The sequence below is a fragment of the Longimicrobium terrae genome (genome assembly GCF_014202995.1).
Taxonomy (GTDB): domain Bacteria; phylum Gemmatimonadota; class Gemmatimonadetes; order Longimicrobiales; family Longimicrobiaceae; genus Longimicrobium; species Longimicrobium terrae.
Genome location: NZ_JACHIA010000002.1, coordinates 132,881 through 158,171, shown reverse-complemented (window position 1 = coordinate 158,171; position 25,291 = coordinate 132,881). Strand labels below are relative to the sequence as shown.

Below are 25,291 nucleotides of genomic sequence, written 5' to 3'. Positions count from 1 at the left end.
GTAGTCCGGGCGGGTCAGTCTTCGGCTTCGCCGCCGCCGGCGGACGCCGCCTGGGTGCGCCCCTCCACGAAGGCCACGCCCTCGGGGGTGATGGCGTACTGCTTCCGGGCCTGGCGAGTGGTGCCCATCTTCTTTTTCTGCACCATCAGCGCGGGGCGGCCGCGCAGGTTGCTTTCAATGGCGCGGGTGATGTTGGGAACGGGGATTCCCGCGCGCTTGAGTTCGGCGTTGATGGACTGGCTGGTGACCGTCTTGTCGGGCTTGCCGCGCGAAAGTGCAAAGGCGCCCAGAAGCGCGCGCTCCGCCATGGTTTCCGGCTGCCACTGCTCCAGCAGCGCGCCCATGCTCATGCCGGCGCGGGGGCCGCGGCGCACGCCCAGGCCGCTTCCCTTGGGGCGTCCGGGGCGGCGGCGGGCGGGCTCTTCGCCCTGGGACTCGGCTTCGCCCTGCGGCGCGGCGGCGCGGGGGCGCAGCATGCCTCCGCCCCGGCCAAAGGCGCGCTCCAGCAGCAGGTCGCGGGCGCGCTCCTTGAGAACCGGGTCGTAGCTGGAAATGGCGGAGTTGATCTCGTCGAGCAGTTCTTTGACCTGTCGGAGGTCTTCCATCGGTCTCTCCTGGGGACGGACCGCCGGCACGGGGGCGGGGTGAAAAGACGCCGTGCGGCGTGTTCCTGGGCGGGGTGTGGATCGCAATGTTGCCGATACGGCATCATTTAAACGCGTTCTTGCACCGCCGTCAAGTATTCCGTGTACGCCTCATGACCAAAGCACACCAGCATGACGCGCTCGGGAAGGGTGCCGGAGGAGAGGAAGTCCGCCACGGAAGCGGCGGCGATGCGGGCCGCGCGGGGGATGGGAAAGCGGTACACGCCGGTGCTGATGGCGGGAATGGCGATGGTATGCAACTCCTTGCCGCGTGCAATGATGAGCGATTCGCGATAGCAGCTTTCCAGCAGTGAATCTTCGCCATGATCACCGCCCTGCCATACCGGCCCCACGGTATGGATCACCCACCGCGCGGGAAGGCGGTATCCGCGGGTGATCTTGGCCTGCCCCACGCGGCACCCGTGCAGCATGCGGCACTCGGCGACCAGCTCCGGGCCGGCCGCGCGGTGAATGGCGCCGTCCACGCCGCCGCCGCCCAGCAGCGAGGTGTTGGCCGCGTTGACGATGGCATCCACGTCCAGCTTGGTGATATCAGCCTGAACGACTTCGATGCGGTCACGGAGCGCGAGCGTCATGTGCGGATGCTGGGTTGATGGTTGATGCGAACGGGCGGACGGGCGGACGGCGCGGTGGATTACGGAGGGTGCCGCTCGGCGGAGAGAGGACACCATCCCCGGCCCTTCCCCCAAAAACCCTGGGGGAAGGGAGACCTCAGCGCGCGGACGGAGTGCGGCGCGGGCCGCCGGCTCTGGCCCGGCGGTTGAAACCGCGCCTCGAAACACACGATGTTCGCCTCCGCAGACTGCGCCTGCGGTGTTGTCCTGGTCCGGCCGCAGTTGAAGCCCCGAACGGCGCCTGTGGGCGTCGTGTCGGGGGTTCCCGCTGTTCGAGCGGCGGATTCATTCGCTCGACGATCTCCGCCCGCGCCGGCACTCCGCTCTGCGCCTCAAACCATCCGCCACCCAACCCTTCCCCAGTCTTTTTTGGGGGAGGGTGGGCCGGTGGTGCCGGCCCGGGTGGGGGCCGGCCTGGACTCCGCCGCCTCGCGCTCAGCCCTTCTGCGGCGTCTGCGCGGCGCGGAGGTCCAGGCCGCGCGTGGTGATCAGGGCGGCGCCGTCGTTCATCCACCGGGCCAGCGCTTCGGCTTCGGGCTCCAGGCCCAGGCCCCACGTGGCGTCGGTGACGAGCGTCACCGGTTGCCCGCGCTCCAGAAACCCCTCGAGCGCGCCCTTTACGCACACGTCGCGCGCCACGCCGATCATCACCACGTCCAGCGCGCCGAAATGATCCCGCAGGGCATGCAGCAGCGGATCCGTGGCGGCATTGCCCTCAAAGACGCTGAACACCTTTTTGTGGATGAAGATCGGCCGCTTCTCGCTCACCGCCGTGCGCACGACGGATTCCGCATCGTCCGCGGTGGCGTCTCTCGCAAGGACGACGGGGTTCTCGGGACGGATTTCGGGGATGATCTGCGCCCCCTCCCGCTCATCCGCGTCGTCGGAGAGGCCCATGCAGTGCGGCGGATAGGTGCCCCTGGTGGCGTCGGGGCTCTGCGGATCGATCTCCGCGTCACCATAGGCGTGCCAGTCGCCGGTGTAGACGAGGACGTCGCAGTTGGCGCGCATCCACTCGACCGTGTGGACGAGCGCGGGCACGATCTGCTGCGCGCCAGGGTCGCGCCCGTCATCGAACAGGTCGTGCACGTACAGCCGCCCGCCGCGATCGGCCGGCAGCATGAAGTCGTTCTGCGCATCCACGATCCACCCGATGCGCCCTGTATTCGCCGTCATGGGATCTCCCCGGTCAATTCGGTTGATCAGTCCGGACGCACCAGTCCGGAGTCACACGCGCCGCGTCTTTTGGCCCCTCCCCCGCCCCCTGTGGCCGGAGAGAACTGCGACTCGAGCCGTTCTGGCCGGCATTGGCGCGGCCGCAGGCTCCCCCCTCCCCCCGGCCCCCTCGCCCCGCAAGCGGGGGAGGGGGAGACCTCAGCGCGGAGGCGACGCTCGGCACCGCTCCCCAAATCCGGCGCGGTTGAAGCCTCGAACGGGGCGCGAATAGCGCCGTGTCGAGGGTTCCCGCTGTTTGAGCGGCGGATTCATTCGCTCCAGACACTCGCCGCCGCGCTCAACTTCGCCCGGTAACACCGAGTTCTCCCCCCGCCCCAACCCTCCCCCAGTCTTTTTTGGGGGAGGGTGGGCCGGTGGTGCCGGCCCGGGTGGGGGCCGCCCGCGAACGCCGCCCATCGCACCCGATCATCCGCCGCTGGATGCGACCCTCGACCCGGCGGTCGGGCAACTACCAGCGCACCCGCACCATCCGCGGGTTCTCGCGATACGTGCGCCCCACCTTGCCCTCCGCCTTTCCATCCACCTTCACCAGGTCCGCGGTAAAGTCGAACTCGGTCAGCAGGCCGGACTCGCCGCGGCTGTGGCCCAGCAGGCTGCTGCCGACGCCGTAGGCGGAAACCGGTACGCCTTCCTTTTCAAACGAGTTGATCTTGTCCGGCGTAAACCCGCCGCTCACCACAATGCCCACGTAGCCGAAGCCCTCCGCGTCCAGCGCCGCGCGCAGCTTGTGCACGAGGTAGGCGTTCACGCCGGTCAGCTTGGCGCGGCCCCACACCTCGGGGTCGCCGATCAGCGACGAATCGATCAGCCGCTCGCTGGTATCCACCCGCACGCCCGTCAGCACGTTGTCGCCGAACTCCTCGCGAACGGCGCGCGCCACGGCCAGCGAGGTTCCGATGGCGTCGTTCTGGTAATCCACCAGCGACATCACCTGCACCTGCGGCTCCTCGTCGCGCAGGTAGCGGGCGAACGCGAGCGTGGCGGCAACCGTGTCTCCGCCGAACGCCGCGATCATGGCGTGCGGCATGGTGCCCACGCCCTGCGCGCCCCACCACGCCCCCGCCGCGTCGCTCGACACGCTCTCCGCCCCACCCACCACGGCCGCGTAGCCGTCCGGCGTCTGCACGCGCCAGTCGTCGTGCCGCGGGGCCATGAAGATGATGGGCTTTCCGCCGGCCGCGCTCACCACCCGCCGCGTATTGCTGGCCACCAGCGAGCGCCTCGCAAGTACGCCCAGCAGCGGCGTTTCCAGGTGCGCGAATCCGCCGTACCGCCCGGTGACGTGCATCACCGGCTCCCAGTCGTCTTCCCCGCCCTGGTTGATCTCGTCGCCTTCCAGCAGCGTGTCGATCTCCAGTTCGTTGAAGTCGTACCCCGGCGCCAGCTGCGTCTGCAGCAGCCGCAGCGCCTCGTACACGCCGGCCAGCACGCCCTTGCGCTTGGCGAACACCTGCATGGTGATGACGGGATCGCGCCCCGCGTGGCGCAGCGTGTTGGCCGTGCGCACGAAGTAGCGGTCCGAAAGCCATCCGCCCGCGATGCGCGGATCAAACTGAAAGACCTCGGCGCCGAACTGGCGCAGGCCGTCCTGCAGCGACTGCGAGCGGTCCGCGGCGGCGGAGGGCGTTGTGGTAAAGGACATCGGATCCCGGTCAGTGTGAGGAAGCGCCGGCAAGCTCCTGCCCGGCACTGACGTTCTCGTAACGAGAATAATATACTTCGGCCGCTGCGTCAACCCGGCACGGGCGACTGGCGCCGACGGATCACCGGCCTTCCGCGAGCGGCAGCCACGGAAAGCGGATGGAGTTTTCCAGCCGCGCGCGGGTGGATTCCGGAAGGAACTGGTAGATCTCCGGCGCCACGCCCGGCCCGCGTCCCTCGCGCTGGCGCGTGCGGCCGGTCTTGCCCACGAGCCGCGGCGCGCGCGTTTCGCCGGTGCCCTGCTGCGCGACGGCGCGGCGGAAGTTGGCGCGGTGCAGCGGCCGCCCGGCGATGGCCTCGCACGCCGCCTGAAGCTCGTCCAGCGTCAGTTCGGGGCCGGTGAGCGCCATCAGCGCGGCGGGCAGGTACTTGATCTTGCCGCGCAGCCGCCCCAGCGCGTCGGCCAGGATGTGGCGGTGGTCGAACGCCATTTCCCGCCCCAGGCGCGCATCTCCCTCGCGCGGCTCGCTGCGGCCCCACAGGTCGCGGCGCGACTCGGGGACCAGGCCGGATTCCATCAGCAGGGCGAAGCGCTCGGCGGTGCGCTCCTCGTTCCATTCGTCGCGGCCGAACGCGTCGGCCACCTGGCCCGCGCGGCCGGAAGAACCCTTCGCGGCCCACGCGTCCAGCGCCTCGGAGGCGTGCAGCGCGGCGGTGCGGCCCTCGCGCACGTCCTCCCACGGCAGGTGCGAGTACACGTCCACCCAGCGCGCGTCGCTGGCGTCATCCGCGTGGGCCGGCGCGTCGCCCTCCGCGCGCCGGACGAGCATCAGGTACGCGTTCGTCGTCACGCGCGCGCCGCGGGCGATCCACTGGCCCGTCTTTTCGTCGCGGTAGCCGGCGAACTGGCGCGGATCGCGGCCGTTGCGGCTGTAGCTGGCCAGCGCCTCCACGAACTCCGGAGCGGCGACGCCGGTTTCCTCGCGCAGTTCGCGGATGGCCGTCTGCAGCGAATCCTCGTCGTCCATCCACTCCATGAAGCCGCCGGGCCACGCGTCCAGCCCCGCGAACGGGTCCTTGCCGCGCACCACGAGCAGCGCCTGCAGCGAGCACTCGCCGCCGTTCCACGCCAGCGCGAGCGCAACCGCGTCGCCGGTAACGCCATGCGGCGGATAATCGCCCGCGTTGTAGCGGACGGCCCAGTCGGGAACGGGCTCGGGGATGCTGACGGGGGTTGTGGCGCTCACGGTTGTCCTCCCAGGTGCACGGGTCCGGCAGTGAACGTTCTCATTGCGAGAATCAAGCCGGAAGTGCAGCGTCCGCGCAAGGGGAGGCGGATGACACTCGTTCCCCGCCACCCAGTGTTCTTCGCGCGGCGTATCGATCACGTGGATCATCCACCTCGATTGGCGGGAACGGTTCGGATCGCGTGGATGCTGATCATCCACGCGTGCGGTCATGATTGAGCGGATGCTGATCATCCCCCGCTCAGGTGTTGAGGGCCGGTGGATGGATTGCGGTGGGCGTGCAGGACGAACGGAGGGCGCGGCGCCACACGGCGCCGCGCCCTCCGTCGATGTCCATCGTTGATCGAACGATGTTACGCAGCCTGCTTGAGCGCGTCCGCGACGCTCGTGGCGAGCGGAGTCGTGGGCCGGCCGATGAGCGTGGAGAGCTGGCGCGAGTCATCGAACAGCGCTCCCTGCGAGGCCGCGACATCAAACCCGGCGATCGCCTGCGCCACCGGCTGAGAGAGCCCGTGGCCCGCAAGCGCGGCGGCGTACTCGGCTTCCGGCAGGTTGTTGTACGAGATGGTCTTGCCCGTCTGCCGCGAGATCTCGGCGGCCAGATCGCTGAGGGTCCACGCCGCGTCGCCGGCAAGCTCGTACGTCTTTCCCTCATGCCCGGATCCCGTCACCGCCGCGACGGCGGCGTCCGCGTAATCCGCGCGCGCCGCGGACGAGATGCGCCCCTCGCCCGCGCTGCCGACGACCGCGCCCGTCGCCACCGCCCCGCCGATGGAGGCGGCGTAGTTCTCCGTATACCATCCGTTGCGCAGAATGGTGTACGGAATGCCCGACGCCTTGACCGCGGCTTCCGTGGCCAGGTGCTCGGCGGCCAGGCTCAGCGTGGACGTATCTGCATGCAGCAGCGACGTGTAGACGATGCGCTTCACTCCCGCCACCCGGGCCGCCTGGATGACGTTGGCGTGCTGCTCCGCGCGCTTGCCCAGTTCGCTCCCGGAGATGAGCAGCAGCGTATCGACGCCTTCGAGCGCCGGCCGAAGCGTGCCGGGCTGGTCGTAATCCGCCGCGCGGACCGTGACCCCAAGGTCGGCCGCCTTTTCCGGCGACCGCGCCAGCGCGATGATTTCGCCCGCGCTTCCCTGCTCCTTCAGCCTGTTGATGACGAGGCGGCCCAGATGGCCCGTGGCGCCCGTGATTCCGATGCTCATATTCAGACTCCCCGTGTTTTTCGTGAGCAGAACTTCGACGGGGAGAAGGTACCACCCTTCACTAACGATTCGTAAGTACGTACATTAATGTAAGTATGAAAAACACTGAATCCGAATCCGTGGGCGGCCCCGTGCCGCTGTCCGAGCGCCTGCAGCGCGGCGACCTGATGGCCGAGTGCCCGTCGCGCGAGGTGCTCAAGCACGTCACCAGCCGGTGGGGCGTGCTGGTGCTGCTGGCGCTGCAGGGCGGCACGCACCGCTTCAGCGAACTGCGCCGGCGCATCAGCGGCGTGAGCGAACGGATGCTCGCGCAGACCCTGCAGTGGCTGGAGGGCGACGGGCTGGTGAAGCGCGTGGCGTACGAGGTGGTGCCGCCGCACGTGGAGTACAGCCTCACCCCGCTGGGCCGCGAAGCCGCCGAAAAAGTCCGCGCCCTCGCCGACTGGATCGAAACCAGTCTCCCCGCCATCTCCGAGAATTGGAATCAGCGCTGACTGCTCTCCCGAGCGCCATCGCGAGCAGCGGACTCATCTGCTTGGGCGAGGATCACTTGCCCAGAAGAACCGAGGACGAAAAAGGTCAGCGAGGCCAGCGCAAAATAGAACAATTGGGTAATGATCAAGGCAAACCCTGGTTTCGTCGAGTCAAGAACTTGGTACAGGATCAGGAGTGATGGGACCAGTCCCATTACGAGTACGAGCGCGGTAATGAGTGTTGCTTTTTCCGGCGAGTTGCGCCTCCGCGTAGCGGAGAATCCCGCGATTAATTTTGTTACGGTCTGGCCAAATAAGACCGCACTGGCAAATGACCAGTCAGCAACGCTTAGAACGGGTCCGAGTCCAGTTCCTTTCCGAAGATGAAATCCTAGAATGACTATGAATGGCATCAGTACAAAGAGGTACTCTGTGCTGAGGCTTATCAGGCTCTTGCTGATCAGAGCATCACGTCTAGCGGCCGTCAGCTTCTCCAATGACGAAGTAGTCATAGGGCACACCTTTTAAAAGTTATCCAGCAAGTGGAAGTGCCCCCTGAAGATCGGACAGACCCGGAAGCACGCGAAGTACTTTCGTGACGTAGTAGTGCTCCGCGACCGTCGTCCCGTTTTCCCCTTTGTGAATCTCAATCACGGTTTCAGCCCGAAGCCCATCACCAGGGGCAAGCGGAACCGATCCAGACTGAAATTGATTCAACCAGTCACCATCCAAAATCTTTGCATCAACTACTCGGTCATCATAACGCACCTCCCACATGGATGCACCTAGATAGTCGGGCTTCTTTACGACGAGACTCAAAACCGCCTTGTTGGTGCTGACCGCGCGCGTAAGGAGCCGTTGTGACTCATCGGATGAAAGGCGAAACCGCGGATTCAGCGACACCGACTCTCCTGCCGATGAAACCGAGGCGGTATCGCCCGGGCCGAGTTCAGCCGCAGCTGCCCCGAATTCTCTGAGATCTTTGTAGAGGTTGGGCATGGGTACTGGCCCAGACTGCAGCAGAGTAGCTCCGCTGTCGTTCGCGATCTCCACAAGGTTGCGTTGAAGCGTGACAGCTTCTTCTTCAGTCGAGATGGTCTCCCGATCCTCAATGAAGCTCAAAACCGCAATGACCGCCCGCCTGAGGTACCTCGCCGTCGGGAGTTCCCATCCTGTTGACAGGCCGGTATCATCACCCAAGACGTCAAGAGTCGTTTTGATCCACGTGACCAGTGATCCGGCCTCGATATCCTGAAGAAGTACGACAGGCTGGATGCTTACCGCTACTGATTTCGCGAGATCGTCTTCAAGATGGCGGATTGCTTCGATGGTCCGGGACATCGCGCGAAACACGCGCGCGGGGTCAGGAGAATCACGAACATAGTCAATCCGCACCCGGATTAGAATTTCCCGGCTTTCCAGCGTTGCCAGTATATCAGTCATTTGGTTGAAGAAGAGGCTTTGGAAAGAGATACGCTGCGGCGGGTACATCGTACCTCAAGCTATGCAGAATGGAGTGCGTGTGCAAACCATTGATGCATCTGGTACTTCGGCACATCTTCCAGCCTCTTGACGGACCGTTCAGCCCCCAGAACATACTCACGTTCGCAGAGCCTCGTCGCACACACAACTTTTGAGTAGTATGTGCGCTCGATGACTCCACGATCCGTCCACCCGGCAATCATCTCCGATGCGTTTTACGATTCTGTTTAAGAACGACCAGGACTCGGAGGTGGATGTGCCTCCGTGCATGGACCTGGATGAGATGGGCCGCTTTCTGGACCAGTTGGGCCGCGACGGCGTGCTGGTGGGCTACGAGGGGCTGTACCCCAGCTCCCACGGCGCGCGCCTGCACCTGAAGGGCGGCAAAGCCAGCGTGGTCGACGGGCCGTTCGCCGAGGCCAAGGAGCTCATCGCCGGCTTCGCGCTGGTGAACGTGGCGTCCAAGCACGAAGCCATCGACCTCGCCGAGCAGTTCCTGCGCATCGCCGGGCAGGGCGCGGCCGAGGTGCGCCAGGCCTTTGAATCCGCCGTCTCCGCCAGTTCCCCCACCGAGACTACCGCGACCGTGTAGCGCGCGCGGCGAACAGCCACTCCATCCCGCGGGAGAGCAGCGGCGATCGCGGGTCGTGCACCGGCATCACCCGTCCCCGGGTTCCGGAGTCCGGGACGGGGACTTGGCGCCGGGCGCACGCCGCCGTATCATCCTTCCCGGCGTTGCGGAACGCCTCCGGTCCGCGGGAAGGGCTGCGCCCATCCGACAGGCAGTGCACGGAGCACGTGACCCCTTCTTCGGGCCGGGTGCGCGGACGACGGCCGCTACCGAAGGAGGCTGTTGCATGCCCGATCCCGGACGTTCCCTCCCGCCCCACCCTTCCCCCGAACAGCAGCGCAAGCAGGCCAAGGAGCTCCTGCGCGACCTTCGCGCCGGAAGCCCGGCCGCGCTCGCGCGCTTTCGCCGCCACCTTCCCGACAAGCCGCGCCTGACCCTGGCCGACGCGCAGTTCGTGCTGGCGCGCGAGCACGGCTTCGCGAACTGGGCCGCGCTAAATTCCCACGTCGAGCAGGCGGATGGCGAGGTCACACCCGCCATGCTGGCTGCGGTGCACCGCGCCTTTGCCTCGCGCGACGCCGGCGCCATCCGCACCGCGCTGCTGCGGAACCCCGCCGCGCGCGGCCGCATCAACGCGCCCGTCTTTCCGTTCAACGCGCCCGCGCTCGTCCACTTCGCGGGCACGGGCGACGTTGCCGTGGTGGATGCGCTGCTGGACGCGGGCGCGGATCCCGACCGGCGCAGCGAGTGGTGGGCGGGTGGATTCCATCCCCTGCACGTCGCCACGGGCGAAGTCGCCGACCGGCTGCTGCGGGCCGGCGCCACGCCCGATGCGTGCGCGGCCGCCAACCTGGACCGCCCCGACCTGCTCGCCCGCATGCTGGACACCGATCCCGCGCGCGTGCACGAGCGCGGCGGCGACGGGCAGACGCCGCTGCACTTTGCCCGGTCGACGGAGGTCGCCGACCTGCTCCTCTCGCGCGGCGCCGACATCGACGCGCGCGACGTGGACCACCGCGCCACCCCCGCGCAGTGGATGCTCGACCGAACGCGGGGCGCCGCCCGCTACGACCTGGCCCGGCACCTGGTGTCGCGCGGGGCCTCGGCGGATGTCTTTCTGGCGGCCGCGCTGGGGATGGCGGATGCGCTCCGGACGATGCTGGAGAACGATCCCTCGCTCCTGGACCTGCGCACCGGCCGCGGGGAGTATGGCGCGATCCCGCCCTCCAGCGCCCACATCTACCAGTGGACGATCGGCGCCGGCCGCTCCCCGCTCCAGACGGCCGCGCAGTTCGGGCAGGAGGAGGCGCTGGCGGCCATGCGCCCGTTCGCCAGCCCGCGCCAGCGCTTCGTGGCCGCCTGTGCCGCCGCCCGGGCAGATGAGGCGCGGCAGCTTCTGCGGGAGCACCCCACGCTCGTCGCGGAACTGGCGCCGGACGAGCGGCGCGCCCTTCCCGACGCGGCCTGGGCCGCGGACGTCCCCATCGTCGAACTGATGCTGGAACTGGGATTCGATCCCGCCACGCCGGGGCAGGATGGCGGCACCGCCCTGCACTGCGCCGCGTGGGTGGGCTCCCTGGGCGCAACGCGGGCGGTGCTCCGCGATCCCCGCGGCCGTGCCCTCATCGCCGCGCGCGATCCATCCCACGGATCCACCCCGCTGGGCTGGTGCGTGCATGGCGCGATGAACTCCGGCCACCCGGCGGACGACTATCCCGCCATCGCGCGTGCGCTCCTGGAAGCCGGCGCCCGCCCGGACCCCGGGTGGGAGGCCGCGCCCGCGCCCGTCCGCGACGTGATCCGCGACTTCGCCGCGGCGTGACCGAGCGCTGAACGCCGTCCGTCCGCGGCACGGACCCGCCGGAATACAGCAGCCCTCCGATGGAAATCCATCGGAGGGCTGCTGTGTTTCATCCCGCGGTCCGGTCCGGAGGGCGGCCCCGGAACGAGCCGGGTCCGCCATCGGCCGAAAACGATCTTACCGGCGGGCCAGATCGCGCACGGTGCCGGCCAGCATGCGCACCTTGGCGGCATGCGCGCCGGTCGCCTGGCCGTCCAGCTGGGTGGCCAGCGTGGTCAGCGCGGTGCGGCGGGCCGCGCCCGACGCGCGCTCCGCGTTCGCCAGCGCCTGGCGCACCGAGGTGACGCGGGCCGCGGGCATGCCGTTGCCGCGCTCCAGCTGGTCCACGTACGCGCGCGCCACCACGAAGCTGGGCGCCCAGGTGTACTGCGGCTGGCCCTGCGGATTCAGGTACTCCATCCGCACCGTCTTGGCCGCATCGATCTCGTTCTGCGTCAGCATGGCGCCGGGCGTGAGCTCCAGCACGTCCAGGCCGCGGCCGATCTCGGAGCTGACGATCACGCCGTTGTACCAGTACGCCGACCACGATCCGCCGAAGCTGGAGCCGTCCTCGGCCATGGGGCCGCGGTCGAAGTACGCGATCTCAGTGGGCTTGGCCGGGTCCGTCCAGTCAAACACCGACAGGCCGCCCTGGTACCACGCCTGCACCATCACGTCGCGCCCCGGAATGGGGATCAGGTTGCCGTTGTGCGCCACGCAGTTTTCGCCGGCGCCCTGCGGCGCGGGGAGCTTGTAGTAGCTCTGGAAGCGCAGGTCGCGGCGGTTGTTGATGGTGAAGATCGCGTCCGCGCCCCACTCCGGACGGTCGGTGGCGCGGCACTTGGCCTGTCCGCCGCCGCCCCACTCGTCGCTGAACAGCACCTTGCTGCCGTCGTTGCTGAACGTGGCCGAGTGCCAGTACGAGAAGTTGCTGTCCGCCGCCGCCGCAATGCGCACCGGCGCCTCGGGGTTGGTGATGTCCAGCAGGAAGCCGTAGCCCTCGCAGGCGCCGCCGGCCAGGTTCACCGCCGGATACACCGTGATGTCGTGGCACTGCGTGGGGCCCGTGCGGTCCTCGCTGAACATCTTGTCCACGATGCCCTGCAGCGAGCCGCGCAGCGCGGCGCTGTCGGCCGCGTTGGCGGCCGTGCGGCCGTTGGTCTTCGCGATGCTGTCCAGCAGCGGGCGGATGATCTGGTTGGGCGCCACGCGCTCCAGCCCGAACACGTTCACCGTGTACGCGCCGCGGGCGCGGGCGGCCGCCGCGGTCTGCGCGGCGCGGGCCACGTCTTCCGGCGCTTCGCGGTGCGACGGGGGCGCCGGCAGGTCGTTGAAGATGCGCGGCGAGCTTACGATGGCCGCGCGCTCCGGGTGCGCCACCGGCACCTTGATGACCTCAATGCGGAACAGCGACGAGTTGGGATTTTCTTCCGGGCTGGCGCCCACGCAGCCGGCAAGCTCGCTGGGCGAGCGCACGCCGGCCGAACCGGAGATGTAGATGTAGATGTTCTCGGGGTCACCCGCCGGGGCCACCACCGTGTGCGTGTGCGAGCCGCGGCAGGTCTGCACGTTGCCCACATTGCGCGGCCTGGTGACGTCGCTGATGTCAAAGATGCGCACGCCGCGCAGGCGGTCGGTGCTCACCGTGTCCTGCACGCCCTGCGTTCCGCAGTCCAGGCGGCCGGACAGGCCCTCGCCGGAGATGAAGAGCAGGTTCTTGTAGACCGAAACGTCGCTCTGCGAGGCCGGGCACACGAAGGCGTTGGCAATCACCGGGCGGGTGGGATTGCTGATGTCCCAGATCTGCCAGCCGCCGTAGTTGCCCTGGATGGCGTACTTGCCGCTGAACGCCAGGTCCGAGTTGGTGTTCTCGTTGAACGGCGCGGGCGACGGCGTGGTGCTGAGCAGGCGCATGCTGCTGATGGCCTGCGCCGCGTCGTACCGGCCGGCCCGCAGGCCCACGCGCGGGTCGGTGCTGGTGCCCTGCGCCGCCGCGGCGGACGACACGCCCAGCGCAAGCGACAGCGCCGCGAAGGCGGCGGCGGAACGCGCCCGGAGAGGGCGCGGATGGAACGTTCGTTTCATGGATGCTTCCTGGGATGGGTGACGGGTGTGGGGCATGCGTTCGGTCTGGGGGTGGGAAGGGTCAGGGCGCCGTGGCGCCGAAGAGGATGCCGGCGAGCATCCGCTGCATCCGGTTGATTTCGGTGGTCTGGTCGACGTTGACGTCGGACGCGAACTTGAAGACGGTTTCGTCCTGCCCGGCGCCCCAGGTGCTGAACAGCTCGCGCACCATGCTCACCGCGCCGCGGTGGTGCTGGATCATGGAGTTCAGGAACATCTCGTCGAACTCGCTTCCGCGCGCCTGGCGCAGTTCCGCCATCTGCTCCGGCGTCAGCATGCCGGCCATCAGCGTGCCGTGGCCCTCGTGGCCGGCGCCGTGGTCCATTCCCGCCATCCCGCCGTGCATGGGATCGGGGACGGGCTGGCGGCGCGCGGCCAGCCAGCGCTGCATGGTGGCGATCTCGTCTTCCTGGCTGGCCTTGATGCGCTCCGCCAGCCGCAGCACGCCGGGGCTGGCCCCGTTCGTGGGCGCCAGCACCGCCATCTCGATGGCCTGCGCGTGGTGGCCGATCATCATGGTCATGAAGCGCGCGTCGGCCGGGGTCCACCGGGCGGAGTCCGTGGGGGCGGCGGCGGCCATGCCGGAATGCACGTGCGTGCCCTGCGCGGCGGCGGGCGAGGCCGCCACCAGCGCCAGGAGCGCCGCGCCGGTCCAGTTCGGAATCATCTTCATGCGGATTGCCTTCTGCGTTGCACCGGGCGTGCGGGAGCGCCGCACGCCAGAAATACGCGCTCAGCCGTACACGATAGAGCCTTGCCGCCGCCCGCGCCACGGGTGTGTGCGTTGCCCGGCGGATCCACGAGAACGAAGGCGCGGGCGAGAAGTTTCACGCAATGCACAAGTGTTGGCGGGAGTGGATTGGATCAACAGAAAGCCAGCCCGGGAACACCCGGACTGGCTCTTGTTTTTCCACCACCCACAACGCTGATCGCCGTCACCCCACGCCGTCATCCGTCCGCGGCCGGCCGTCGTCCCCGAAGCCCTCGTCATCATCCCCGAAAGTGAAGAACGTCACGGGTGACGGCACGCCACCCACGGCGCGGTAGAAGTGCAGCGCGTGCTCGTCCTCGTCCTCCGCGGGGACGAAGAGAACGCGGATGCCGGCCGCGGCGGCCTGATCGCGCAGTTCCATCATCAACCGCCGCCCCACGCCGCGCCGCTGCACGTCCTCGCGCACGGCCAGGTCGTAGATGAAGATTTCGGATGATTCGGATCGCGTCATCCGCAGCGTGTGCGCCGTCATTCCCCCGACGATCCGCCCGCTGTCGAACGCCGCCATCGCCCAGAAGCGGTCATCCTCCAGCAGCAGCTGAAGATAGACATCGCCGAGCGGCTCGCCGGGAGTCTCGAACACTTCCTCCATCAGGGCGAACAGCGCCCGCGCGGCCTCCTCGTCGCCGGAGCGGAGGCGGCGGACGCGGACCTCCACCTCAGGCCGGGATGGCTTCGGGCATCACCACGCCCGACCAGCCGGGGATGGCCTCGAACACGCGCAGCGCCAGCGGCACCTTGCCGAACGGGGCGCTCACCTGCACTCCCTGGATCATGGGCATGGCGGCGGCCAGCATCTCGCGGGCGATCGCCGTCCCCTCATCCGTCCCCGCTTCTTTGCCGATGGCGCTGGCCACGCGCATGCGCTCCATCACCTCCTCAGGGACGACGACGCCGGGGACCTCGTTGGCCAGGAACTCGGCGTTGCGCGCGCTTACCAGCGGCCAGATCCCCGCGATGATGGGGATCTTGAGCCCGTCCCTGTCGATGCGCTCCACGAACTTTTCCAGCTGCCGCAGATCGAACACCGGCTGCGTGATGGCGTACTCCGCCCCCGCTTCCACCTTCCAGTAGAAGCGCCGCATCTCGTGCTCGAAGTCCTCCGCGCCCGGATTGACCCCGACGCCCACGACGAAGCTGGTCGGTTCGCCCAGCGCGTTGCCACCCGGGTCCAGGCCGCGGTTCAGGCGCGAAACGAGGTTGGTCAACCCGATGGCGTCAATGTCGAACACGGCGGTCGCGTCCGGATACGGCCCCATCTTGGGCGGGTCGCCGGTGATGAGCAGCATGTTGCGCAGACCGAGCGCCTGCGCGCCCAGCAGGTCGCTCAGCATGCCGAGCAGGTTGCGGTCGCGGCAGCAGTAGTGCACCACGGCCTCCATCCCCACCCGCTGCTGCAGGAGGATGGCCGTGGCCAGCGCGCCCATGCGCGACTGCGCGCGGGGGCCGTCCGGCACGTTCACGCCATCCACCCCCGCCGCCTTCAGCAGACGGACGCCCTCCAGCATGGGCTCGGGATTGGAGCCGCGCGGCGGCACGATCTCCACCGTGGTCAGGAACTCGCCCGCGGCCAGCTTGCGCCCCCAATTGCTGCGCTCCGCCAGCGGCACCGGCTCCTTGGCGGTGGCGCTTTCCTCCGAGTGCGCCACGGTGATGCGCGGCTCCGCGTCCGGCGCCAGCATGCGCACCGCGCCCGCCATGGCGGCCACGTGCTCCGGCGTCGTCCCGCAGCACCCGCCGATGAAGCGCACGCCCTTGCGGATGAGGCGCGCCGCGTAGCTCGCCATGTACTCCGGCGACGCCATGTACATCGTGCGCCCGTCCACCTCGCGCGGCAGCCCCGCGTTGGGCTGCATGCTGATGGGCCGCTCCGTGGCGCCCACGATGCGTTCCGCCGCGTTCAGCATGGTGTTGGGACCGACGGAGCAGTTGAGGCCCACGACCTCCGCGCCCCACTCGCCCAGCCGCTCGGCGAGGAGCGCCACGTCGCTGCCGAACGCCGTCGTGCCGTCCTCACGGATCACCATCTGCGCCACGATGGGCAGGTCCGACGCGTCGCGGACGCCCAGGATGGCCTGGTGGATCTCCTCCAGGTCGGCGAACGTTTCCAGGACGAACAGATCGACGCCGCCGTCGGCCAGCGCGGCCGCCTGCTCGCGAAAGAAGCCGCGGGCCTCCTCGCGGGCGGTGGGGCCGTATGGCTCGATGCGCACCCCCAGCGGCCCCATGGCGCCGGCCACGTACACGCGCTCCCCCGCCGCGGCGCGCGCGATTCCCGCGGCGGCGGCGTTGATCTCGTACAGCTGCCCGTCCAGCCCGTGGCGCGCCAGCTTGGGGCGGTTGGCGCCGTAGGTGTTGGTTTCCAGGATCTCCGCGCCGGCCTTTACGTACGCGCGATGGATGTCGCGCACCAGGTCCGGCTGGGTGAGAGAGAGCTCGTCGTAGCAGCGGTTGATGTAGACGCCGCGGGAGTACAGCATGGTCCCCATCGCGCCGTCAAAGAGATGGGGCCGTCCGTCCGCCAGCAGCTGTCGAAAGTCACGCATCGGTTGTGTCCTGAGGGGAACGCCCGGGGATCAGCCCGGGGCGCCCTGATAGATCAGCGGGCGCTTGTTGGTGACCGGAACGATCCACAGGACGCGTCCGGTGCGGTCCAGCCCGATTTCGGTGTCGCCGTCGCCGGTGATGCAGCCCGCGCCTTCGGGATAAACCCAGCGGGCGGCGGTGGCGGGGCGCAGAACGGCGAGCGTTTCGTCGATGACGGGGCGCGGCGTGCCAGCCTCGAAGCGGGTGGAAAGGTGCGCGAGCGAGCTGGCGTCGCACCGGTTGGCGGGATCGCCCAGCAGGCGCATGACCTCGGTGGTGTCGTCGCCGATGCTGACCTGCGCGGCGGCCTTTTCCTGCTTGCGCCCGCCGTTGAAGAGCAGTCCGGCCAGCACGACCAGCAGACCTACCCCTACGATGGCGGCGCTCACCATGCGCGATTTGCGCTTGTGCGAGCGCATGGCGTTTTCCACCCGATCGTCGTAACTGGTAGCGATGGCGACCTCCTGCGGCTGAGCCCCTGCGGGGCGTGGGAACCGATGCGTACGGAAAAACGGGAGCCGGTGTGCAGGTTTCCTGCCGGAAGGGCGAGTGCGTGAGTGCGGGGTGCGTGAGTGCGATGGTGTTCACCGCGTTCCGCCGCCCCCACTCGCGGCGCCTGCTCCCATTCTGCTACACCGGTCCGCCCCCGCAGTGCGGTCCGCGGGTCCGGTTCCGCTCGCGCATGTGCTTCTTCTCGTCACCAGAAGAGAGAAGCGACAGGAAGTCGTTTGCTTCGGCCGAGCCAGGCGCGGCGGCGGGCAGCCCTCACCCCCCGGCCCCCTCTCCCGCAAGCGGGAGAGGGGGAGACCTCAGCGCGGGGGCGGAGATCGGCCCGGGTCGCCGGCGTCAACGCGGCCGGAAGCGTGAGACAGATCGAAGTCCGTGCGCTTCAGCCGAGCCAGGCGCGGCGGCGGGCAGCCCTCACCCCCCGGCCCCCTCTCCCGCAAGCGGGAGAGGGGGAGACCTGAGCGCGGGAGCGGAGATCGGCCCGGGTCGCCAGCCTGGAGGCCCCTCCCCCGGCCCCTCCCCGTGCAAACAGCCGCACGGAGAGGGGAGAACAGCGGCGTCGCCGCCACACCAGTCCGCGAAGGCGGACTTCGTGTTTTTCGAGGCGCGGTTTCAACCGCCGAACGGACCTCCGCCCCGCGCCGACGTCGCCTGCCGCCGCGCCGATCTGGTGTGTGCTCCCTCTCCCACATCCGTTCGTGGGAGAGGGTCGTCGTGCGCAGCACGCGGGGTGAGGGCCACAGCCTGCCGCCCCACGAGACCCCGCTACCCGAGCGAGCTACTCACTCTCGTACTCTCGTACTCTCGTACTCTCGTACTCTCGTACTCTCGTACTCTCGTACTCTCGTACTTCATCCCTCGCACTCACGCACTAACGCACCCCGCACTCACGCACTTCCCTTCCTCACGTCGCGAAGTACTTCGCCGCCGGATGGTGCACCACCAGCGCCGCCGTCGACTGCTCCGGGTCCAATTGGTACCCGGCCGTCAGCCCCACGCCGATCGCCTGCTTGATGGGCATCACGTTGAACAGCACCTCATGCTGCTCCACGTCCGGACACGCAGGGTACCCCCACGAGTACCGCAGCCCGCGCGGCTCCTCGATCCCCAGCTCCTTGCGGATGCGCCGGTTGATGAACTCCGCCGCGCCCTCCGCCGTCTGCACGCTGAACCCGTGCAGGAAGTACCCTTCCGAGTAGTCGCCGCCCTTGGTGCGCCGGTCGATGAACTCCGCCGCCTTGTCGCCGCTGGTCACCACCTGCAGCGGCAGCACGTCCTGCGGTCCGTCCGCGCCCAGCGGGCGGAAGTAGTCCGCCAGGCACAGCTGCTCGCGGTCTTCCTGCCGCGGAAAGCTGAAGCGGCCGATCTCCTTTTTGCGGTCCGACGGATCGAACACCACCACGTCGTCGCCGTCGCGCCCGGCCGGGAAGTAGCCGTAGATGCCCCGCGGCCGCAGCCACGCCTGCGTGCGCGCCTCGCGGGTGTAGCGCGCCAGCCGCGGCTCAAAGTCCTCGCGGACGATGCGGTCCCACTCCTCGCCCTTGAGGTTGCGGGCGCCCCACTGCATGCGGTACAGCGTGTTGCGGTCAATGCACTCCACGACCTCGTCCACGGGGATGTGGTCCAGCACCTTCCATCCCCAGAACGGCGGCGTGGGAACTTCCGCCAGCGGCACGGCCGGGTTTTCACGCGATCCCGGACGCATTCCCTTGGCGGACGCCTTGCGCGCCTCGTACTCCGCCGTGCGCCGCAGCATCTCCTCGTTGTGCCGCTCGATGAACTGCGCCCCGTCGTCCGCCATCAGGGCGTCCATGGTCGACAGTCCCTCGAACGCGTCCTTGCAGTAGAACATCCCCGCGGCGTACGGCTCGGTCTCGCTGATCATCGCCGCGCCGCGCACGAAGCTGGGATTGATCGCCGCGCCGCCCACGAGGATCGGGTACTTGAGCCCGCGCCGGTGAAGCTCCTGCGCGCACAGCGGCATCTGCTTGGACGTGCTGACGAGGAGCGCGCTCAGACCGATGGCGTCGGCGCCCACTTCCTCCGCCTTTTCCAGGATGGTGTTCACCGGCACCTGCTTGCCCAGGTCGAACACCGTGTAGCCGTTGTTGGTCAGGATGGTGTTCACCAGCGACTTGCCGATGTCGTGCACGTCGCCGTACACGGTCGCCAGCACCACCTTGCCCTTGGTCTGCCCCTCGGCCTTTTCCAGGTACAGCTCCAGCCGCGCCACGGCCTTCTTCATCACCTCGGCGCTCTGGAGCACGAAGGGGAGGATCAGTTCGCCGGCGCCGAACTTGTCGCCCACTTCCTTCATCGCGGGGAGCAGCACCTCGTTCAGCACGGGGACGGCGCCCAGCTTCTCCACGGCGCGGTCGATCCAGTCCTCCACCCCTTCCTTCTTGCGGTGCAGGATCTTCCAGTGCAGCGCCTCTTCCGGCGTCATCGTCGCCGTGGGATCGACGGAGGTGTTCTCCGCCTCGCCCGAACGGCCCTCGTAGTGCGCGATGAACTCGGCCAGCGGGTCCTTTTCCGCCGTGCGGCGGTCAAAGATCAGGTCGTCCGCCAGCTGCCGCTCTTCTTCCGGAATCTCGAAGTAGGGCGTGACGTGCGACGGGTTGATGATCCCCGTATCCAGCCCCGCGTTCACGCAGTGGTACAGAAACACGGAGTTCAGCACCGTGCGCGCGGCGGGCGACAGACCGAAGCTGACGTTGCTCACGCCCAGCGTGGTGAGCACGCCCGGCAGCTCGCGCTTGATGGCGCGGATGCCCTCGATCGTTTCCGCCGCGGAATTGCGGAATTCCTCGTCGCCCGTCGCCAGCGTAAAGGTCAGCGCGTCAAAGATCAGCGCGTCCGGCTGCAGCCCGTACTCGTGAATGGCGATGTCGTGGATCTTGCGCGCGGCCTGCAGCTTGGTGTCGGCCGTCTTGCACATCCCGCCCAGGTCGCGGTCGATGGTCAGCGCGATCACCGCCGCGCCGTGCGCCGCAACGAGGGGGAGCACGCTGTCGATGCGCTCGCGCCCGTTCTCCAGGTTGATGGAGTTCACCACGGCGCGCCCCGGCGACTGCTCCAGCGCAACGCGGATTACGTCGGCCTCGGTGCTGTCGATGCAGAGCGGCGCTTCCACGCCCTGCGACAGCAGCTTGACCACGCTGCGCATCTGGTCGCCCTCGTCCTGCCGCTCGGTGAGCGCCACGCAGACGTCCAGCACGTGCGCGCCGTTTTCCGTCTGCTCGCGCGCCACTTCCAGCACGCCGTCGTAGTCGTCGGCCAGCAGCAGCCGCTTCACCTTGCGGCTCCCCTGCGAGTTGACGCGCTCGCCGATCATCGTGGGCGCGGGGATCTGGATCAGATCGGTCGCGCGGATGCCGCTGCTCAGGCGGGGCACATACTCCACGTTGCGCGGCTTCAGCTCCACCGTGGACAGGCGGCCGACGAGTTCGCGGATGTGCTCCGGCGTGGTGCCGCAGCATCCACCGACGACGCGCACGCCGTGCTCGCGGACAAATTCCTCCAGCTGGTCGGCGAACGGAACGGATTCCAGCGGATAGACCGCGCAGCCGCCCTCGTTGTGCGGAATGCCCGCGTTGGGAATGCAACTGATGGGAAGCCGCGAGTTCTCGCCCAGGAAGCGGATGGCCTGCCGCATGTGCTCGGGCCCGGTGCTGCAGTTGAGGCCGATGACGTCAGCGCGCAGCGACTCCAGCGTCACCATCGCCGCGCCGATGTCCGTCCCCAGCAGCATGCGGCCCGACGTATCGAGCGTCACCTGCACCTGCAGCGCGACAGGGCGACCCGAAGCCACGATGGCCTCACGGCAGCCGAACACGGCCGCCTTCACCTCAAGGATGTCCTGCGACGTCTCGATCAGCAGCACGTCGGCGCCGCCCTCGATGAGCGCGGCCGCCTGCTCGGCGAACACGGGCACCAGCTCGCCGAAGGTGATGTTGCCCAGCGTGGGGTCCGACGCGGAGGGCAGAAAGCCCGACGGGCCGATGCTGCCGGCCACGAAGCGCGGCTTGCCGTCTTCCGCCGCGAAGCGGTCGGCGATGCCGCGGGCCAGGCTGGCGGCGGCCACGTTGATCTCGCGGACGCGGTCCTGCAGCGCGTACTCGCGCAGCGTCAGGCGGTTGGAGCGGAAGGTGTCCGTCTCCAGCACGTCGGCGCCGGCGGCCATGAACGACGCGTGAATTTCGCCGATGACGTCGGGGCGGGTGATGACCAGGTAGTCGTTGCACCCTTCCAGCGCGCCGCCGCCAAAGTCGTCCGCCGTAAGGTCGTACCGCTGCACGCTGGTGCCCATGGCCCCGTCGAAGACGAGGACGCGTTCATCCAGTGCGGCAAGGTAGGGCGAGCGTTCCATCGGTACCGTTCCGTGCATGTATGCAAAAAATCCCCGCGACTCAAAACGAGAGTGCAGGGATACGCAGGCGGCCACAGGCCAGACCATCCCGACTCTTTAGCGTTTTTTATCGAGGTCGCAAGCGGTCGCGCAAATCATCCTCGGCACGCGGGTGCGTGCAGCGTCCAATGTACCATCATCCCGCGATCGCGCAAGTGCATGCGCAGTCTGGCTGCTCCCTGTACACGCCTGTCCGGCGGCGGTTCGCGTGCGTTCCCCTGCCCCGCTCCGGCGAAGGCTTCTACCCCGGTTCACGCGGAGGGCGCGGAGGTCGCGGAGGTCGCGGGGGGGGGGAACAGAGACGGCGGGAGATGATCATCATCATCCCCCGCCGTTCCTATTCCCTATTCCCCATTCCCTATTCCCTGTCCCCTCCGCAGACCGCCTCCACCTCGTCCGCCGCCACGGGCACCCCGCGCGTAATCACCTCGCAGCCATCCCCGGTGATGATCACGTTGTCCTCCAGGCGGATTCCGATGCCGCGCAGCTCCTCCGCCACGTCTTCCGCGTCCGCGGGGATGTACAGGCCGGGCTCCACCGTGAGCACCATCCCGGGCTGCAAAGGAACGGGCGTGCCATCGCGCTCGCGGTACGGACCCGCGTCGTGCACGTCCAGCCCCAGGTAGTGCGCGGTGTTGTGCATGAAGAAGCGCTTGAACGCCTCGGACTCGATCAGGTCGTCCACGGTGCCCTCCAGCAGGCCCAGATCGATCATCCCCTGCACCAGCACGGCCCGCGCGGCCTCGTGAATGCCGGTGATGGGCGCGCCCGGACGCGCCGCCGCGATCCCCGCGTCCAGCGCCGCATGCACGATGTCGTACACGCGGCGCTGCGGCGCGGTGAACCGGCCGCTGGCGGGAAACACACGGGTGATGTCGCCGCAGTAGAAGCCCGCGTCCGCACCCGCGTCCATCAGCACCAGGTCGCCTTCGCCGATGCGCCGCTCGTTGGTCACGTAGTGCAGCACCGTCGCGTTCGCGCCCGATCCCACGATGCTGGGGTACGCGGTGCCGGAATCGGCGGATGCGGCGCGAAAGGTCCCGTCCAGCAGCGCCTCCAGTTCCCACTCGCCCACGCCCGCGCGGCCGGCGCGCATGGCGGCCAGGTGCCCCCGCGCGGAAAGCGCCGCCGCTTCGCGGATGCGCTCCAGCTCACCGGGCTCCTTGATCACGCGCATGCGGTCCAGCACGCTGGCGGGATCGCGGATGTCCCACGGCCCCTTGCCCGTGCGATGGCGCGTTCCGCGAAAACCGGTCAGCAGCCGGATCAGCTTCGCGTCCATCTCGCTTCCATCCGCCGAGAGCGCGTACCAAAGCGCGTCCGCGGGTTCGATCAGGTCGCGCAGATGGTTGTCCAACTCCTCAACGGGATACGCCTTGTCGGCGCCGAACCGTTCCAGCGCGCCCTCCACGCCGGCGCGCACGCCGGTCCACGTTTCGCGCTCACGGTCGCGCGGCCGCACGAAGAGGGTAAACCGGTGCTCCGGATCGAACGGGGTGAGCACGGCCACGGCGCCCGGCTCCAGAAAGCCCGTCAGATAGAAGAAGTCGCTGTTCTGGCGATAGCGGACGTCGGTGTCGCGCGACTTGACCAGCTCCGGCGCGGCGGCGATCACGGCCACGCCCTTGCCGATTGAATCCAGGAACCGCTCGCGGCGGGCGCGGAACGGATCGGCGGCGGACAAATCAGTTTCGGTCATCGATGATCCATCGAGAGCTGCGAGCGGGACGGCGTCGCGGGGCCTGAGGATAGACACCGCGCCACCCCCGCGCAACGTGGCGCGCCCGTCGTTGCGGCCTCAATCATTCATGCATATGATGGCGGGAACAGAATTACCCCGTCTTCTCCAACGCACGCAGGAGCCCGCCATGAAGAAGCTCGCGCTTTCCCTGGAACACCTCACGGTCGAATCGTTCGCCACCTCCGAGTCCGACGCGATCCGCGGCACCGCGCTCGGCCACATGTACGTGACGCCGACGGAAGACACCGCCGGAATCCCCTGTACGGGCGAGTCGTGCCGCGGGCTGTGCAGCCAGCAGATCTGCCCGGCGGAGCCCATCGTTGGCGTGAATGGATTGCAAGCGCTGATGATCGGGCAGAGCGGCGCGACGCCCTGCTTCAGCAACGAAACCTGCAACTGCGCCTGACGCAGCCGGCGGATCGGCGGCCGCACGCTCGCGGCCGCCGATCCGTTCTCCTCCCCAACCAGTGCTCCGCCCGCCCCTCCTGCGGCGCTCGACCCACTCTCCCGACCATCCGAATCCGCCATCTCGCGCACTCCGCGACGAGGGAAGACGCCAGCGTGCACACCGTACTCTTTGCGCCGGCGAACTCTCCGCGGGTTGCCATCCGACATAATTTGTGCGAAATTGATTGCACGAACGCCGCCCGCCAGCCGAACGCGGCCTGCCGTGGATGTACTTGCCTCCACACGGCTTGCGGCGATTTGATCCGGCTCGCGCCGAGCGAGCCCCGAACGCGTAAATTGGAGAATTTTCCATGAAGAAGATGAAGCTGCAGATCGACGATCTGGCCATCGAGACGTTCCAGACCGCCACCGTCGACACCGACAAGCCGGGCACCGTCATCGCCCATGCCACCAAGAACCAGTTTACCTGCAATCCCGCGGTGGGCACCTGTTTCGGGTACACCTGCATCGACGCCTGCTTCTAGTCGGCGGGCGGAGCAGAACGCTCCGCGGATGACCAGAACGGCCCGGGCGCACTGCGCGCCCGGGCCGTTTCTTTGCTTCCCGCCACGGTCCGGAGAACTGTGCGATGATCAGGCCGCTGCGCCCGTGGACGGTGATTCAGGCGGGATGCGGAGAGCGATCAATGCGCAGGCAGTCGGGAACGGTGTGGTCCGCCAGCGCGCCCGCGGCGAGGGTTTCCGCCGCGCGTCCCGCGGCGCCGGGCAGGGTGCGGCAGAGCCTGACGGTGTCGCGGACCACCGACTGCCACAGCAGCGGCCGGGGGCCATCCACCACGCCCAGAAAAGGCCCAGCCTTCTGCAGCGCGGCCGCGGGGTCGTCCCCGTGCAGCGCCTGCCTGGCCGTGAGCCACGCGCGCGCGTACGAAAACGGATACGGATCGGCGGGATGGCGGGCGCGCTGCTCGCGGTGGAGAAGGTCGAGCGCGGCGGTCTCCACCTCCGGATGCTCCGCCAGCAGCACCGCGAACTCGGTGACGATCTCGTTCAGCATCAGCATCGCCATCCGGCGATTCACCTCCGCCCCGGCGCGCGCGTATGGCGCAAAAGGCCACGCCGCGGTGTTTCCCTCCAGGTAATCCCACAGCCGGCAGACGGTCTGCACCACGTCCCATGGATCGCCGCCGAGCCGGGCTTCCACGCGGACGATCAGGTGCGCCAGGTGCAGGCGGCGCGCCTCCGCTCCCCGGAACCCGTGCTCATCCCACAGCGCGTTGCTGCTGGCGATCGCCTCGTCCAGATCCCGCCGCGCCCCCGCCAGATCTCCTTGGCGGTAGCGCACATACGCGGCCGCCGAACTGTACAGCGACTCCGCCAGCAGGCGCGCGCTCGGCGTGAGATCCGCGCCGTCAAGCAGGCGCCGCGCCTCCCCGATCCGCTCCGCCGCCTTCGCCTGATCGCCGCCGCGGGAGGCGCGCAGCCCGTCTTCGCGCGAGATGGAAACGGCGCCGAACGCCTCCGCGTCCGCCGGCGAGAGCATCGCGTTCACCATTTCCGACACGTCGGGCACGTCGGCGAACGAGGTGTGTCCCAGCCCGCCCGCGTTCGCGACCACAGCCCCCCGGCGAAACTGCTCCACCATTTCCGCCACAACCTCATCCAAGCCGGCGGAAACAGCGTGCGGAGGATCGGATGAAAGCTCGTTCATCGGAGCGGCGCGGCGAAAGGGAGAGAACAGGCGGAGGGGTGCAGGCGATCACACGAGTGCT

The 25,291-nt window shown here is 68.6% G+C and carries 21 protein-coding genes; 5 read left to right on the top strand and 16 right to left on the bottom strand.

What is annotated here, in order from left to right:
* Nucleotides 1-14 precede the first annotated feature (14 nt).
* From HNQ61_RS04295 to HNQ61_RS04270, 6 genes are all read right to left on the bottom strand, one after another.
* Nucleotides 15-605 (bottom strand): hypothetical protein, encoded by a 591-nt coding sequence (locus HNQ61_RS04295; protein ID WP_170037973.1) that lies wholly within the window; start codon nucleotides 603-605, stop codon nucleotides 15-17.
* 107 nt (nucleotides 606-712) lie between these two features.
* Nucleotides 713-1,240 (bottom strand): O-acetyl-ADP-ribose deacetylase, encoded by a 528-nt coding sequence (locus HNQ61_RS04290; protein ID WP_170037975.1) that lies wholly within the window; start codon nucleotides 1,238-1,240, stop codon nucleotides 713-715.
* A 474-nt stretch (nucleotides 1,241-1,714) separates the two neighbouring features.
* Nucleotides 1,715-2,455, bottom strand: a complete 741-nt coding sequence (locus HNQ61_RS04285; protein WP_170037977.1) for a cysteine hydrolase family protein — start codon at nucleotides 2,453-2,455, stop codon at nucleotides 1,715-1,717.
* Nucleotides 2,456-2,963: 508 nt separating this feature from the next.
* Nucleotides 2,964-4,157 carry a nicotinate phosphoribosyltransferase gene (locus HNQ61_RS04280; protein WP_205761952.1) on the bottom strand — a complete coding sequence of 398 codons (1,194 nt, stop codon included), beginning with the start codon at nucleotides 4,155-4,157 and terminating at the stop codon, nucleotides 2,964-2,966.
* Nucleotides 4,158-4,278: 121 nt separating this feature from the next.
* On the bottom strand, nucleotides 4,279-5,403 hold the full coding sequence (locus tag HNQ61_RS04275; RefSeq protein WP_170037979.1) for an NUDIX domain-containing protein: 1,125 nt from the start codon (nucleotides 5,401-5,403) through the stop codon (nucleotides 4,279-4,281).
* Between the two features lie 353 nt (nucleotides 5,404-5,756).
* Nucleotides 5,757-6,611 (bottom strand): SDR family oxidoreductase, encoded by an 855-nt coding sequence (locus HNQ61_RS04270; protein WP_170037981.1) that lies wholly within the window; start codon nucleotides 6,609-6,611, stop codon nucleotides 5,757-5,759.
* Between the two features lie 95 nt (nucleotides 6,612-6,706).
* Here HNQ61_RS04270 and HNQ61_RS04265 point away from each other — a divergent pair, with 95 nt between their 5' ends.
* Entirely contained in the window at nucleotides 6,707-7,105 is a 399-nt protein-coding gene (locus tag HNQ61_RS04265; protein ID WP_170037983.1) for a winged helix-turn-helix transcriptional regulator, read from the top strand.
* Here the strand turns inward: HNQ61_RS04265 and HNQ61_RS04260 are convergent.
* Both HNQ61_RS04260 and HNQ61_RS04255 read right to left on the bottom strand, forming a co-directional pair.
* Nucleotides 7,096-7,581: a hypothetical protein gene (locus HNQ61_RS04260; protein WP_183685513.1), complete on the bottom strand. Its 486-nt coding sequence runs from the start codon at nucleotides 7,579-7,581 to the stop codon at nucleotides 7,096-7,098. The two genes, HNQ61_RS04265 and HNQ61_RS04260, sit on opposite strands and share 10 nt — an antisense overlap.
* A gap of 34 nt (nucleotides 7,582-7,615) precedes the next feature.
* The gene (locus tag HNQ61_RS04255) at nucleotides 7,616-8,575 is read right to left on the bottom strand and encodes a hypothetical protein (protein WP_170037987.1); all 960 of its coding nucleotides are present in this window, start codon (nucleotides 8,573-8,575) and stop codon (nucleotides 7,616-7,618) included.
* A 199-nt stretch (nucleotides 8,576-8,774) separates the two neighbouring features.
* Between HNQ61_RS04255 and HNQ61_RS04250 the strand changes: the two genes are divergently transcribed.
* The gene (locus HNQ61_RS04250; protein ID WP_170037989.1) at nucleotides 8,775-9,158 is read left to right on the top strand and encodes a YciI family protein; all 384 of its coding nucleotides are present in this window, start codon (nucleotides 8,775-8,777) and stop codon (nucleotides 9,156-9,158) included.
* A gap of 265 nt (nucleotides 9,159-9,423) precedes the next feature.
* Nucleotides 9,424-10,959 (top strand): ankyrin repeat domain-containing protein, encoded by a 1,536-nt coding sequence (locus tag HNQ61_RS04245; protein WP_170037990.1) that lies wholly within the window; start codon nucleotides 9,424-9,426, stop codon nucleotides 10,957-10,959.
* A 156-nt stretch (nucleotides 10,960-11,115) separates the two neighbouring features.
* Here the strand turns inward: HNQ61_RS04245 and HNQ61_RS04240 are convergent, their stop codons facing one another.
* The 7 genes from HNQ61_RS04240 to HNQ61_RS04210 form a co-directional block, all read right to left on the bottom strand.
* The gene (locus tag HNQ61_RS04240; protein ID WP_170037992.1) at nucleotides 11,116-13,062 is read right to left on the bottom strand and encodes an LVIVD repeat-containing protein; all 1,947 of its coding nucleotides are present in this window, start codon (nucleotides 13,060-13,062) and stop codon (nucleotides 11,116-11,118) included.
* Nucleotides 13,063-13,123: 61 nt separating this feature from the next.
* Nucleotides 13,124-13,774, bottom strand: coding sequence for a DUF305 domain-containing protein (locus tag HNQ61_RS04235; protein ID WP_170037994.1), 651 nt, complete (start codon nucleotides 13,772-13,774; stop codon nucleotides 13,124-13,126).
* 262 nt (nucleotides 13,775-14,036) lie between these two features.
* Entirely contained in the window at nucleotides 14,037-14,531 is a 495-nt protein-coding gene (locus HNQ61_RS04230) for a GNAT family N-acetyltransferase (RefSeq protein WP_170037996.1), read from the bottom strand.
* A 1-nt stretch (nucleotide 14,532) separates the two neighbouring features.
* The gene (locus HNQ61_RS04225; protein WP_170037998.1) at nucleotides 14,533-16,419 is read right to left on the bottom strand and encodes a bifunctional homocysteine S-methyltransferase/methylenetetrahydrofolate reductase; all 1,887 of its coding nucleotides are present in this window, start codon (nucleotides 16,417-16,419) and stop codon (nucleotides 14,533-14,535) included.
* Between the two features lie 30 nt (nucleotides 16,420-16,449).
* Nucleotides 16,450-16,878 (bottom strand): hypothetical protein, encoded by a 429-nt coding sequence (locus HNQ61_RS04220; RefSeq protein WP_170038000.1) that lies wholly within the window; start codon nucleotides 16,876-16,878, stop codon nucleotides 16,450-16,452.
* A gap of 992 nt (nucleotides 16,879-17,870) precedes the next feature.
* Entirely contained in the window at nucleotides 17,871-21,335 is a 3,465-nt protein-coding gene (gene metH, locus HNQ61_RS04215; protein WP_170038002.1) for a methionine synthase, read from the bottom strand.
* 397 nt (nucleotides 21,336-21,732) lie between these two features.
* Nucleotides 21,733-23,073 (bottom strand): aminopeptidase P N-terminal domain-containing protein, encoded by a 1,341-nt coding sequence (locus HNQ61_RS04210; protein WP_170038004.1) that lies wholly within the window; start codon nucleotides 23,071-23,073, stop codon nucleotides 21,733-21,735.
* Between the two features lie 169 nt (nucleotides 23,074-23,242).
* On the opposite strand from HNQ61_RS04210, the gene HNQ61_RS04205 reads away from it, so the two are divergent.
* Nucleotides 23,243-23,521: a pinensin family lanthipeptide gene (locus HNQ61_RS04205; protein ID WP_170038007.1), complete on the top strand. Its 279-nt coding sequence runs from the start codon at nucleotides 23,243-23,245 to the stop codon at nucleotides 23,519-23,521.
* A 352-nt stretch (nucleotides 23,522-23,873) separates the two neighbouring features.
* Nucleotides 23,874-24,047: a hypothetical protein gene (locus HNQ61_RS04200; protein ID WP_170038009.1), complete on the top strand. Its 174-nt coding sequence runs from the start codon at nucleotides 23,874-23,876 to the stop codon at nucleotides 24,045-24,047.
* A gap of 136 nt (nucleotides 24,048-24,183) precedes the next feature.
* On the opposite strand, the gene HNQ61_RS04195 is transcribed toward HNQ61_RS04200, so the two are convergent.
* Nucleotides 24,184-25,230 carry a hypothetical protein gene (locus tag HNQ61_RS04195; RefSeq protein WP_170038010.1) on the bottom strand — a complete coding sequence of 349 codons (1,047 nt, stop codon included), beginning with the start codon at nucleotides 25,228-25,230 and terminating at the stop codon, nucleotides 24,184-24,186.
* Nucleotides 25,231-25,291 lie beyond the last annotated feature (61 nt).

What these genes read in the sequence shown, in the direction of transcription:
- HNQ61_RS04295 (WP_170037973.1), bottom strand. Translation starts at nt 605, where the DNA reads ATGGAAGACCTCCGACAGGTCAAAGAACTGCTCGACGAGATCAACTCC.
- HNQ61_RS04290 (WP_170037975.1), bottom strand. Translation starts at nt 1,240, where the DNA reads ATGACGCTCGCGCTCCGTGACCGCATCGAAGTCGTTCAGGCTGATATC.
- HNQ61_RS04285 (WP_170037977.1), bottom strand. Translation starts at nt 2,455, where the DNA reads ATGACGGCGAATACAGGGCGCATCGGGTGGATCGTGGATGCGCAGAAC.
- HNQ61_RS04280 (WP_205761952.1), bottom strand. Translation starts at nt 4,157, where the DNA reads ATGTCCTTTACCACAACGCCCTCCGCCGCCGCGGACCGCTCGCAGTCG.
- HNQ61_RS04270 (WP_170037981.1), bottom strand. Translation starts at nt 6,611, where the DNA reads ATGAGCATCGGAATCACGGGCGCCACGGGCCATCTGGGCCGCCTCGTC.
- HNQ61_RS04265 (WP_170037983.1), top strand. Translation starts at nt 6,707, where the DNA reads ATGAAAAACACTGAATCCGAATCCGTGGGCGGCCCCGTGCCGCTGTCC.
- HNQ61_RS04255 (WP_170037987.1), bottom strand. Translation starts at nt 8,575, where the DNA reads ATGTACCCGCCGCAGCGTATCTCTTTCCAAAGCCTCTTCTTCAACCAA.
- HNQ61_RS04250 (WP_170037989.1), top strand. Translation starts at nt 8,775, where the DNA reads ATGCGTTTTACGATTCTGTTTAAGAACGACCAGGACTCGGAGGTGGAT.
- HNQ61_RS04245 (WP_170037990.1), top strand. Translation starts at nt 9,424, where the DNA reads ATGCCCGATCCCGGACGTTCCCTCCCGCCCCACCCTTCCCCCGAACAG.
- HNQ61_RS04240 (WP_170037992.1), bottom strand. Translation starts at nt 13,062, where the DNA reads ATGAAACGAACGTTCCATCCGCGCCCTCTCCGGGCGCGTTCCGCCGCC.
- HNQ61_RS04235 (WP_170037994.1), bottom strand. Translation starts at nt 13,774, where the DNA reads ATGAAGATGATTCCGAACTGGACCGGCGCGGCGCTCCTGGCGCTGGTG.
- HNQ61_RS04225 (WP_170037998.1), bottom strand. Translation starts at nt 16,419, where the DNA reads ATGCGTGACTTTCGACAGCTGCTGGCGGACGGACGGCCCCATCTCTTT.
- HNQ61_RS04220 (WP_170038000.1), bottom strand. Translation starts at nt 16,878, where the DNA reads ATGCGCTCGCACAAGCGCAAATCGCGCATGGTGAGCGCCGCCATCGTA.
- metH (WP_170038002.1), bottom strand. Translation starts at nt 21,335, where the DNA reads ATGGAACGCTCGCCCTACCTTGCCGCACTGGATGAACGCGTCCTCGTC.
- HNQ61_RS04210 (WP_170038004.1), bottom strand. Translation starts at nt 23,073, where the DNA reads ATGACCGAAACTGATTTGTCCGCCGCCGATCCGTTCCGCGCCCGCCGC.
- HNQ61_RS04205 (WP_170038007.1), top strand. Translation starts at nt 23,243, where the DNA reads ATGAAGAAGCTCGCGCTTTCCCTGGAACACCTCACGGTCGAATCGTTC.
- HNQ61_RS04200 (WP_170038009.1), top strand. Translation starts at nt 23,874, where the DNA reads ATGAAGAAGATGAAGCTGCAGATCGACGATCTGGCCATCGAGACGTTC.
- HNQ61_RS04195 (WP_170038010.1), bottom strand. Translation starts at nt 25,230, where the DNA reads ATGAACGAGCTTTCATCCGATCCTCCGCACGCTGTTTCCGCCGGCTTG.